The sequence below is a fragment of the Psychrobacter sp. BI730 genome (assembly GCF_013414195.1).
Classification (GTDB): Bacteria; Pseudomonadota; Gammaproteobacteria; order Pseudomonadales; family Moraxellaceae; genus Psychrobacter.
This window is the reverse complement of record NZ_JAATTV010000006.1, coordinates 199,106-210,647: the sequence shown is the minus strand read 5'-3', so window position 1 is coordinate 210,647 and position 11,542 is coordinate 199,106. Positions and strand designations below refer to the sequence as shown.

The following is an 11,542-nucleotide window of genomic DNA, read 5'->3' as shown; positions in this document are numbered from 1 at the left end:
CTTTATGATTATGTTTGATGATCGTATAAGCAGGCATTTAATCTAAATGGCAGTTACACAGAATCTGAGATGGGCTCCTACTCTCCTTGATGCGGTTCGATTTGGGTCAATAACGGATAACCTTCACGATGTGCCAGACTATTTACTTTTTTGGCCTTAGTCTCGGCAATATCTTTGGGATAAATGCCAGCAATACCTTTGCTGCTATTATGAATAGTCAGCATAATCTCGACCGCAGAATCCATACTATGACGAAATTCTGACTGCAATATGTATACCACAAACTCCATCGGCGTGTAGTTGTCATTGTACATAACGACCGCATACATAGGCGGTTTGGCTACTTCAGGCTCTGCGACCAATACATCTGCTTGCGGTGACGTTTCACCATCGGTATCACCGTCTTGTGCACGATGAGGAGGCATATTGGGAAAGTGCCAATCAGCAACCGTTGGCGTGGCTTGTGATATCATTTTTTTCATCATAATCAAAATATAATTATAAGGTAAGTTTAAGATAGAAGAGGTTGTTAAGGCAGGCGATAAGGCATGGTATAAAGCACAACTACTAATTAAGGTCATTGTGCTTTGATTTCAACCACAGCATCGTCACTGAGTATTTCATTAAGACATGAGGTAATTAAGGTACGATAGGACTTTCATCAACTTCTGGTAAATCTAGGAGCGATGGTAGCATGTTTTCCACACTATCACCGAGCTTCCAGTCATACAATTGCTCTACTTTCTGACCACCAGCTTGCAAAGTCAGTTTGGCTTGCAATGGTCTAAAGCCTGATGGCATTACAAAGCGACCACGTATCCGAACGATACCTTCGATCATATGGTATGCAGGGTCAAGAGGTACTTCTACAAGATCATCATTGTTAAGTAGCGTCAATACAGGCCTTAAGCGTTTGGCTTGACCATCGCTACTAAGCATCCCAATATCAAAACCATACTCAAAAGCATTTTCAGGTAGTGGAGAAATTTTGGCACCTAATACCTGTAAAGGCATACCACCTTTCTCACGGATGACATCTGAATATAGCTCATTGAGCTGTGACACTTGTTTATTTTCTACCGTCAATTCTTGCTGGCTTTCACGCAGTTCTTTTAAATTAGCCAAACTGATAGCCAGTTCTTGTTTGGCAGTTGCCGCTTGGTTAGTAGCTATCTTATTGCTAAGGCGCAAATCTTCTAGCGCTTGTGTCGCTTCAGTGCTATCGATGATTGCTTGCTTGGCTTCTGTTTCCATCGAATGAAGGCCACGTTGGTAACCAAGCTTATGACCGAATACCAGCCCAACCACCGCTGTCACTAATACGGCTACAACGAACAGTGCCAACACCAATGTAGAAGCGCCGCGTTGTGAGCTAGCAATACCACTTATAGGGACATTATTATTTCTAAAGGAATGCTGTTTGCGCTCCAAGCTAGGTATAACCGAGTCTTTGCACGATAGACGTGCTGGCTGTGAGCAAAAGCGTAGTACGAGCTGAACACGCATCTAGACAGTATCTCTTAAGGGTAAGGGCAAGTCATTATAGCCGAATTTATAATCAATACCTAGCACCGTAAATGTGAATGATTGGAATATGAAGTCGTTGATATTAAGGAACAATCGGTGCAAAGTTCAGCCCCATTGACTCATCAAAACCGAACATCACATTCATGTTTTGCACAGCCTGCCCAGCAGCACCTTTGACTAAGTTATCTTGAACGACGATAACTGTTAGCTCAGCGCGCTCATTGTCCTGATGTACGGCAATGCGTAGACGGTTACTAGCGCGAACACTGCGCGTATCAGGATAAAGACCTTTTGGCATGACATCAACAAACAACTCTGACGCATAGCTACTTTCAAACGCTTGCTGCCAATCGATAGCAGCGCCAGCATTGGTCAGCTCCATATGAATAGAGCTTAGCATGCCACGAATCATCGGTACTAAATGCGGCAAAAAGCGAATACGATGTGTAAACTGACTGTCTAATAACTGTGCGACACCCTGCTCAATCTCTGGTAAATGACGATGGCCTTCGACGCTATAAGCCTTAAAGCTATCCGTTGTCTCAGCATAGTTAAGTGCAAGTGATGCTTGACGACCTGCGCCAGACACACCAGATTTTGCATCAATTACGATACGAGACTCAATCAAACGCTCTGCTTGCTTATTCTGGGCTTCGATAATTGGTTTTAGGCCCAAGATTGCAGTGGTTGGATAACAACCTGGGTTGCCTACTAATAACGCATTCGCAAGCTTGTCACGATTGATTTCTGGTAGACCGTAGACTGCTTTTTTTAACAATTCAGGACAAGCATGTGACTGCTTGTACCAATGCTCAAAGTCAGTCAGTGACTGCAAACGAAAGTCAGCAGCCAAATCGATAACCTTGACGCCAGCTTGTGTAAGCGCTTCAGCTTGCTTCATTGCTACGCCATGTGGCGTCGCAAAAAACACAACATCACATTTTTGCAATGCAGCAAGCGTATTATTACCCAAGTCGCTAAAAACGCTGTCAGACACACCGCGTAAGCTCGGGAAAATTTCATCAGCACGAGTGCCAGCTTCGCTACGAGAAGTTAATAAATCAATAGAAACCTCAGGATGGGCAGATAATAAGCGAATGAGCTCAATACCCGTATAGCCTGTACCACCGACGATCGCTGCTGAAATCATAAAACACCCTTTTCTTGGTAAATACTAAATATGCACTGATAGATTCTATGTTTGCCTGTAATGCGTGTAATTCTACAAATACAGAATCAGTCTCTAAATATTCTGACTCTTAAATTTTATAGTCGTGTACTGCATCTACAAACACTTTGGCATTGTCAGGGTTAACCCATTGGGTGATACCGTGACCTAAGTTTGCTATGTAACCAGTCTTTTCACCGTCAGCGTAAGCACGGTCAAGCATGGCGTTCACTTCCGAACGGATAGTTGCAGGCGAGCCATATAATGTCGCTGGATCTAAGTTACCTTGGATAGCTTTGCTGCTTTGCAATTTTTTATGCTTCTTGTTCAACTGACGCTGACTTTCAGTCAATACTTGACGCGCACGATCAATCGGCATAGTCCAATCTAAACCTAACACGTCCGCTTCGCTGTCAGCCTGAATATCAAGCCATAACCCACCACCTTTAGTGAATAGCACTACAGGTACTTGTGGATGACGTTCTTTTAGTTCAGCGACAATACGCTTATTGTAAATGTGTGAAAATTCGATAAATTGACGATGGCCTAACGCCCCGCCCCAACTATCAAATATCTGTACAATTTGAGCACCAGCGACGATTTGGGCATCTAAATAGTCAATAACTGACGTCGCAAGCTTGTCTAATAACTGATGTAGAAAATCAGGGTTACTATATAAGAAGCCTTTGGTATAACGATAATCTTTCGAGCTACCGCCTTCTATCATATAAGTAGCCAACGTCCACGGACTACCAGAGAAACCAAATAATGGAACTTGACCATTCAATGCTTTACGAATACTGGTTACAGCACGCATTACATAATCTAGAGAGTCGTTTGGCTCAAGCACTGGCAATCTATCAAGATCAGCCTGCTTACGAATAGGATGTTTGAACTTCGGGCCTTCACCTGTTTCGAAATACAAGCCCAATCCCATCGCATCAGGGATAGTTAGAATATCACTAAACAAAATAGCAGCATCTAAGTCATAGCGGCGCAATGGCTGTAGAGTCACTTCAGTAGCGCGGGCTGTATCTTTGCACAGACTCATAAAATCACCCGATTCAGCACGAGTGGCTTTATATTCTGGTAAATAACGACCAGCTTGACGCATCATCCATACCGGTGTGGTATCAATGGGTTCAAAACGTAATGCACGTAGCAATCTATCATTTTTTAAAGGTGCAAACTGTTGCTGAACCGAGTTACTACCGTCTGAAGCACTCATGTACAAATCTCCAAAACAGCACAATATCCATATTTATCAATGGATATTGTGCTGGATAAAATAAGTTGAATAAAAAAGGTTATATAAAAGCGCTATACAGTTAATGCAAGGTTGTCGCGGTGTACCATGACGACACGTTCTTCGCTACTGCCAAAGATCTTATCGAACTGTTCAGTACGCTCACGAGCGACGCGGCGCGCATCATTCGATGAAAAGTTTACCTGCCCAACGGCTATGCGTTCGCCCGTATCTTGATGAATGATTTCTACCACATCACCTTCATCAAATCCGCCCTGCACTTCTACAACACCCACTGGCAATAAACTTCTGTTGTGCTCAGTCAATGCTCTTGCAGCGCCTGCATCAACGACCAAGCTACCTGACATACGTAGATGCGCAGCTAGCCATTGCTTACGCGCAATGATTTTATCTTCGTCATTAGTCGTCAATAACGTACCTACCGCTTCGCCTGATACCACACGGGTAATAACGTCATCAATAGCACCGCTAACGATAACAGTAGGACAGCCACCCATAGCAGCAAGGCGTCCAGCACGGATTTTGGTTAGCATACCACCGCGTCCAAGCTTGCCGCCGTCTCCTGCAATATCAAATAAATAATCAGCCATTGCACGTTCTTGACGAATCATCTTAGCGTCAGGATTATCACGTGGGTTATCAGTGAAGACACCTTCTTGATCGGTTAAGATAATGTACAAATCAGCATTAACCATTGCGGCTGCCATCGCACCCAAGGTATCGTTATCGCCAAATTTAATCTCATCAATCGTAATGGTATCGTTTTCATTGATAACAGGTAGTACGCGCCATTCTAATAACTGTGTCAGCGCACCCGTCGTGTTGAGGTAACGGCTACGATTAGACAAATCATCATGAGTTAGGAGTAGCTGCGAGCTTTGAATGCCATGCTGAATCAAAGCTGACCACCATGTTTCAATCAACCCCATTTGACCAATAGAAGCACAGGCTTGTAGTGCTGCTAGTTTCTTGGGACGTTCCTCAAGGTTCATACGTACCACACCTTCAGCAACAGCACCTGATGATACTAGCAGTACCTCAACGCCTTTTTTGTGCAGCTTAGCAATTTGCTTTGCCCACTCATATATGGCAGTACGATCCAGCCCTCGACCGTTATTGGTTAATAGTGATGAACCAATTTTGACAATAACGCGCTGAATATCAAAGTTGCGAGTTTGCTTAACAAATCTTGCTTCTTCCATCGTGTTTGCTATGTCATCTGCCATATAAACTCCTTTTTTTCATATCAATTGATTGTAGGGATTAAATTCACAATTCAAATATAACTGCTCAAGCATACTAGCTTAAGGAACGTACATTACCTCAACGCCATCGTCATCATCGTCGTCAAAATCAGACGCATCCAAGCCTTCACGTGCTGCTTTACGAGCTGCACGATACGCTTCACGCTGGGCTTCAGTGTTAAGACGTACTTCAGCTTCTAAACGCTCGAAACGTTCTTTTTGTGCTTCAGCGAAAATAGGATCTTCTATTTCACGCTCACGCTCAAGTTCAATGTCATTCATTAGATGATATTTGACTGCATCAACGCCTTCACCAGTTAACGTTGCCGTACGGAAGACCATACCAGTCCAACCAAGCTCTGCGACAATATGAGTACAAAGCGCATTCAAATCTTCATCATTAACCTGATCGATTTTGTTTAATACCAAAATCTGCGGCAAGTTGGCCAATTCAGGAGAAAAACGCTCAAGCTCGTTTAAGATAACGCGAGCATTCTCGACTGGGTCGCTGCCATCAACAGGTTTAACATCAACTAAGTGTAGCAGACGACGCGTACGCGCAACATGTTTTAAAAAGCGAATACCAAGTCCGGCACCTTCTGACGCACCTTCAATAAGACCAGGAATATCTGCCATCACAAATGAGCGATGACGACCAATATCGACCACACCCAAGTTTGGTACTAGGGTAGTAAACGGATAGTCAGCCACTTTTGGTCTAGCAGCAGAGACTTGACGGATAAAGGTCGATTTACCAGCATTCGGCAAACCAATCAAACCAACATCAGCCACTACTTTTAGCTCAAACTTGAGAACTTTTAGCTCACCTTCAAAACCTGACGTCGCTTTACGCGGTGCTTGGTTGGTCGAACTTTTGAAATGGGTATTCCCCAGACCACCATCACCACCTTTGGCAATCAGTAGTGTCTGGCCGATCTCAATCAAATCGCCCAATACTTCGTCTGTCTCGGTATCAACTACCGTCGTACCAACTGGTACTGGTAAATAAAGATCATCAGACCCTTTACCTGAACAGTTTCTACTATGGCCGTTCTCAGCACGCATGGCGTCATGACGACGCGTATAACGATAGTCAACTAGGGTGTTGGTGTTGTCTTCTGCAATGACATACACATCTCCGCCCTTGCCGCCATCACCACCATCAGGTCCACCACGCGGGACATATTTCTCTCGGCGAAAACTGGCGATTCCGTTACCACCGTCACCTGCTTTTACCGTTACGACGGCTTCATCAATAAATCGCATCTTACGTTCCTTAATTCACAATCCAGTCTAGAAACTGGTTACAACCAACGGTTGTATTTTGGGGTTTTGCTATGTTGTTGCGTCAAAATAAACACTGTATAAAGTCTACTTTTACTTAGTGCCCATTATGACAATAACACCCGATAATCAATCGGACTATCGGGTGTTTAAGTATGACAGTTAAAGTCCTACCAAGCTATTCAAAGTAATATCTGCTACAGCGCAATCTTATGACACGATAGCCCTACTATACTTGGTATGACATTATTGCTCTACTGTATTTAGTAATCTATGCTGGAATCTGAGCGTAGCTGATTCCGGCCATTTGTGTCGCCAAACGCAATACCTGAGTACTATAACCTACTTCGTTGTCATACCAAACATATACGATAGCTTGGTTGTCAGTCAAAATAGTGGCTTGAGCATCGATAATACCAACATGAGTCGTACCAACGAAATCCGTTGATACCGCTTCTGTAGAATCTGTGTAAGCAATCTGCGACTGCCAAGTGCTGCTATTAGCCATTTTACGCAAGAACTCATTTAACGCATCAGCGCTTGCTGGAGCAGTTTTTAGATTCACGTTCAAAATTGCTAGGCTGACGTTTGGCGTTGGTACACGTATAGCGTTACCCGTTAGCTTACCGTTTAGTTCTGGCAATGCTTTACCAACGGCTTTTGCAGCACCAGTACTAGTGATAACCATGTTCATCACAGCACTACGACCACGGCGGTCAGCTTTATGATAGTTATCAACCAAGTTCTGATCATTGGTAAATGAGTGAATAGTCTCTACATGACCATTTACAATACCGTACTCATCATTCAATACATTCAGCGTTGGCGTAATCGCATTGGTCGTACAGCTAGCAGCACTAACGATCGTATCATCACCAACGGTATCATTGTTCACGCCATAAACGACGTTTTTGATATCGCCGCCAGCAGGTGCTGTTAGCAACACTTTTTTCACGCCAGTAGACTGTAAGTGCTTGCCAAGGCCTGCTTCATCTTTCCAGATACCTGTGTTATCGATAACAAGAGCATTGTCGATACCATAAGCAGTATAGTCGATTTCGCTTGGGTCTTTGGCATAGATAACTTGTACAAAACGACCATTAACGATCATGCCGTTATTATCATCATCAATGCTAATGCCACCTAAGAATCTACCATGGATTGAGTCACGCTCAAGCAATGAGATGCGCTTAGCCAAGTCGCCAGCAGCAGCTGGACGTACAACGATCGCTTTTAGCTGTAGACCTTTTGCGCTTGACGCTTGTGACAATAGCAGACGAGTCAAGATACGACCGATACGGCCAAAACCGTAAAGTACAACGTCCGTGGCGCCGTTTACAGCACCAGCGTTGTTGATAGACTGTAGAGCGGTTTGTAAGTCAGTATCATTAGCAATCAATTGACCAACATCGATACGAGTGGCTTGGATATCAGCATTTTCTGAAATAACTTCTACCATCGCTAGAGTATCAGCGATATCGATAGCTTTGGCGCCATGGTCGCGTAGTGCTACTTTTTGATGTAAAGCAAGTATTTGACCAACTGAGGTAGAGTCTAGCGTTTCGCCAAACAAAGTCACTTGTACGTCTTGCTTGTTATAGAGCTTATTTAGTAGCCCCATAAGCTCAATCGCTTGTTGCTCTTGATTGTTGTAGTTGTTCAAGTGGTCTTGATGTAATTGGCGTAAGGTATCAGCGTTGCTCACGAGAAACATCCTTATGGTCAGTAATGTATGATCAATAAAATATGAAGAAGTGTAAAATAGATAGGTCGTGTATGCTCTAAATGGCGACTCTAATATGATAATCAACCACTATCAATATGGGTTATTGACGCTAGAGTATTTGAATCGCCTAGATTTTAGCCTAAAACGCCTCATTTTGCCAGTGGTAACCGATTAGCTAGCGTGCATAATAGGTTTTACTCTCGTATATAGCTCTTATATATAATTCTCATATACAGCTAGTAATAAAAATAAAGGCAGCTATATGTGCTGCCTTATCGAGACGTGATGAAATAATAATTGCTATAGAGCTTAACTAACTGAAGCAGTAATTTCAGTTACATCTATTATGGTGCTAGATTCACTGTTTGGTTGCTCTGCGATGTCAATGTAAACCCTTTTAAGTCATAACCTTGCTGCTGAGCAATTTGACGATATTTAGTATACGTTTCCTGACTGATATTTGGCGAGCGTGCTAGTAACCATAAGTATTTCTTATCAGGCGTCCCTACTAGCGCAGTTTTATACTCTGCATCACGTGCCAGCACCCAATAATCAGCACGGCCGACTGGAATCCAGCGAATCCACTTCGGTAAGAACGTCACTTTTAGTTTGCTACCGCTTTCATCGACTGGCTTAGCCAAGCCTTCTGCAACAATACCCGAACCATCCTCGCTCACACACTTATTAGTAACCGTGATTCCTGAGCCGTCCTCTTTTTGAGCATAGTTAGCGGTAACATCACCAGCACATTTACGTTGGAAATACATCGGCAAACGGCCGATTTCATACCAAGTACCTGCATAGGTGTTCAGATCTACGCTATCTACAGTAGTTGGCGTGCTTGCAGATTTATGAATAATATCGCTTGGCTTAACCGATAGCACATCAGTCGTGGTCTTCTCGCTCATCGCATCATCAGACATGCCATTAGTCGCCGTGTTATTAGTTGCCATGTTTACTGGTGGCGTGGCCGCATAGGCTGAGAACGCTGCTAACGGTATAATAATCGCTAAGGCAATGCCTGTATGTTTGATAAGTCCATTCATAAATATGCGCTCCGGTATTTCTTTGTAAGATGAATTATTTGTTGATGAATCACTGATTTTCTCAGCGTCGATGGCGTGTTCAGAACTACTGTTTAGATTATCTATTTGATCCTCTAACAGTCCTGACATTAATGGCTCATCTTCATTTAGCTTTTGTGGTTGCTTATTTTGTAGTTGCTTATTTTGCGCTGACTTATAACCAGATGATTTATAGCCACTAGCCACGTCATGATTTTCCTCATTGCTATTTTTTAGATCTTTGCTTATTTCATTGTTACTCATAGCTGACTCTTTTGCCCTAGGGCTTTTGTCGGCGCTTTTGTATCCAAAATAGCTGTCTTGCGAAGACGTGTCTTTTGCCAGATGGTGCGAATATTCGCCATTCGAGCTGTCGTGATTATAGCTAGCATCGTTACTAGCTTGGTTTGTCTGTTGCGTATCATCGCCATATTCATTGTCATTGAGCGATTGCTTAGGCTGCTGAAGTTGAGAACCAGCTGCCTGTGAATCAGTCCATGCTGACTCAGGTAACTTATTGGTTTTCATAGGAGTACCATTCTTAAATAGTGATTGTTAAAAACGCTTTATGTACGGCATCTATTTGGTCTCGTTTTCTAAAAGCCATTTGCTTTGGTATAAATTATTCGTGCAAAACTTGACTCTACAAAAGCTTTTTTATTATTGTATTTTGAACATCACTTTTGATCAGTCACTCGTCTATAGAAATAAGATCAACGTATCGTAGATATGCAATATATATTAAGGACAACTGGACTATTAAAACAGTAGTGCAATGTAGGAAAACGCAACGGTTTGTAAGTAACTATAGGGTTTGAGTGTTGTTTGAACACATCATAACCACACAGTTACTTGCTAGATAACTAAGTTAAAAATCAGTTATTTGAATTTACTAAGCTTAATACAGAAGTCTAATGCGGGTCACATTCAGACAAATGACACGATGGATTCCCTATAGCTTTTTTGAGTCATGCGGATTATATAAAGTGACGAATACCTGCCACACTGATACCGCCATACTGCAATGCTTGATTGAGCATAGCAGGCTCCAGACCACCTAACCCAATAACAGGCATATCAGCTAACTCTACTAATGCTGACCATGCTTCCCAGCCAAGCGGTGTGTCATCAGGATGCGTTTGGGTAGCGAGCACAGGTGATACGAAAGTACCAATCACTGGTGGTAATGCATTCTGTATGCGCATGCTGGCAAGTTTGTTGGCTGCCGTTATGCTTGCAATGTCATGACAGCTGACGATAAGCGGATAGTCTTTAGATAACGACTGTGTAAGAGCTGTAGAACTGCCTACCTCATTGAAACACTGCATCAGTGTCGAGTGTGTTAAATGCTTAGCAATTATCCGCTGGCCAGTTTCTGTCTCATTAGCGGTTAGTGATTCCTCAACATTCAAAGGCTGCTCATTATCATTAGGTAAAATCGTTAAAATATCTGGGCGTGCCGTCATCAATTGCTCAGCAAGATGTTTAGAATTTGCGTCCTTCAAGCGGATATATACCCACGATTCTGATGCTAGATTTTCTTGGTGATACTGTAGCCATGCTGCTGCGTCAGTGTGTGTGTTGAAGTGTGCCAGAGGATAAGTAATCGCTATATTCGATGGAAGTTTCAACCATTCAAGGATTGTCTTATTAGCAGCAGGCAAATGATACGCTCCTGCCAAAAGCTGTAATTTGCTTACCCAAGTTAATGCCTGCCCTTCCAAACCCTGTTCACGGTGTCTATGCTGCTCGTACTGCTCTGCTGTCAGCTCAATCTTATAAACCTGTAAGCTGACCTGCTTATCGCCATAATCATGATGCAAACGCCCAAGCTTAACGACAGTATTATTATCAAGCAGGATACCTGTCTCTTCAGCTACCTCTCTTATCAACGCTTGCGCTGCTGACTCATCTGCTTCTATCTTTCCACCGACGAACTCGTAACGATTTCCCTGATGTTGAGTAGCATCTCGAAACCCAAGCAAATACTGGTCTTTATAATGAATGACAGCCACTGCAACATTTACAATGCTGGGTTTGTCAGTTTTCGCCTTACTATTTGTCTTACTTTCCGGCTTGGTTTCTGATTGTTGATTTGACCTATTCGACATACTTATATCCTTTATTTCAGTGTTTACTCTGATTATTTCTGATAATTTAATAGTTTTTATAGGCTAGATGACTTATTTAAATTTATCACCTAACCTATTAATTTATATAGATAAAAAATTCATTCGAGATGGTTTATGACAGCGAACTTAG

9 protein-coding genes are annotated in these 11,542 nt (G+C 42.7%); all 9 read right to left on the bottom strand.

Annotation, left to right across the window (positions count from 1 at the left end; genetic code table 11):
- Positions 1-77: 77 nt before the first annotated feature.
- Entirely contained in the window at positions 78-473 is a 396-nt protein-coding gene (locus HCZ91_RS06455; RefSeq protein WP_179798731.1) for an ATP-dependent Clp protease adaptor ClpS, read from the bottom strand.
- Positions 474-639: 166 nt separating this feature from the next.
- Positions 640-1,506 (bottom strand): hypothetical protein, encoded by an 867-nt coding sequence (locus tag HCZ91_RS06450; protein WP_179798730.1) that lies wholly within the window; start codon positions 1,504-1,506, stop codon positions 640-642.
- Between the two features lie 103 nt (positions 1,507-1,609).
- Positions 1,610-2,677 (bottom strand): N-acetyl-gamma-glutamyl-phosphate reductase, encoded by a 1,068-nt coding sequence (gene argC, locus HCZ91_RS06445; protein WP_179798729.1) that lies wholly within the window; start codon positions 2,675-2,677, stop codon positions 1,610-1,612.
- Positions 2,678-2,786: 109 nt separating this feature from the next.
- Positions 2,787-3,923, bottom strand: a complete 1,137-nt coding sequence (hemE, locus tag HCZ91_RS06440; RefSeq protein ID WP_179798728.1) for a uroporphyrinogen decarboxylase — start codon at positions 3,921-3,923, stop codon at positions 2,787-2,789.
- A gap of 92 nt (positions 3,924-4,015) precedes the next feature.
- Complete coding sequence (proB, locus tag HCZ91_RS06435; RefSeq protein WP_057759177.1) at positions 4,016-5,188, bottom strand: glutamate 5-kinase; 1,173 nt, start codon at positions 5,186-5,188, stop codon at positions 4,016-4,018.
- A gap of 78 nt (positions 5,189-5,266) precedes the next feature.
- The gene (cgtA, locus tag HCZ91_RS06430) at positions 5,267-6,472 is read right to left on the bottom strand and encodes an Obg family GTPase CgtA (RefSeq protein ID WP_057759175.1); all 1,206 of its coding nucleotides are present in this window, start codon (positions 6,470-6,472) and stop codon (positions 5,267-5,269) included.
- A 289-nt stretch (positions 6,473-6,761) separates the two neighbouring features.
- The gene (locus HCZ91_RS06425) at positions 6,762-8,204 is read right to left on the bottom strand and encodes a glyceraldehyde-3-phosphate dehydrogenase (protein WP_179798727.1); all 1,443 of its coding nucleotides are present in this window, start codon (positions 8,202-8,204) and stop codon (positions 6,762-6,764) included.
- Between the two features lie 356 nt (positions 8,205-8,560).
- Positions 8,561-9,808, bottom strand: coding sequence for a lipocalin family protein (locus HCZ91_RS06420; protein WP_179798726.1), 1,248 nt, complete (start codon positions 9,806-9,808; stop codon positions 8,561-8,563).
- Positions 9,809-10,257: 449 nt separating this feature from the next.
- Positions 10,258-11,391, bottom strand: coding sequence for an NUDIX domain-containing protein (locus HCZ91_RS06415; protein WP_179798725.1), 1,134 nt, complete (start codon positions 11,389-11,391; stop codon positions 10,258-10,260).
- Positions 11,392-11,542 lie beyond the last annotated feature (151 nt).

What these genes read in the sequence shown, in the direction of transcription:
- HCZ91_RS06450 (WP_179798730.1), bottom strand. Translation starts at nt 1,506, where the DNA reads ATGCGTGTTCAGCTCGTACTACGCTTTTGCTCACAGCCAGCACGTCTA.
- HCZ91_RS06425 (WP_179798727.1), bottom strand. Translation starts at nt 8,204, where the DNA reads ATGTTTCTCGTGAGCAACGCTGATACCTTACGCCAATTACATCAAGAC.
- hemE (WP_179798728.1), bottom strand. Translation starts at nt 3,923, where the DNA reads ATGAGTGCTTCAGACGGTAGTAACTCGGTTCAGCAACAGTTTGCACCT.
- HCZ91_RS06455 (WP_179798731.1), bottom strand. Translation starts at nt 473, where the DNA reads ATGATATCACAAGCCACGCCAACGGTTGCTGATTGGCACTTTCCCAAT.
- HCZ91_RS06415 (WP_179798725.1), bottom strand. Translation starts at nt 11,391, where the DNA reads ATGTCGAATAGGTCAAATCAACAATCAGAAACCAAGCCGGAAAGTAAG.
- proB (WP_057759177.1), bottom strand. Translation starts at nt 5,188, where the DNA reads ATGGCAGATGACATAGCAAACACGATGGAAGAAGCAAGATTTGTTAAG.
- cgtA (WP_057759175.1), bottom strand. Translation starts at nt 6,472, where the DNA reads ATGCGATTTATTGATGAAGCCGTCGTAACGGTAAAAGCAGGTGACGGT.
- HCZ91_RS06420 (WP_179798726.1), bottom strand. Translation starts at nt 9,808, where the DNA reads ATGAAAACCAATAAGTTACCTGAGTCAGCATGGACTGATTCACAGGCA.
- argC (WP_179798729.1), bottom strand. Translation starts at nt 2,677, where the DNA reads ATGATTTCAGCAGCGATCGTCGGTGGTACAGGCTATACGGGTATTGAG.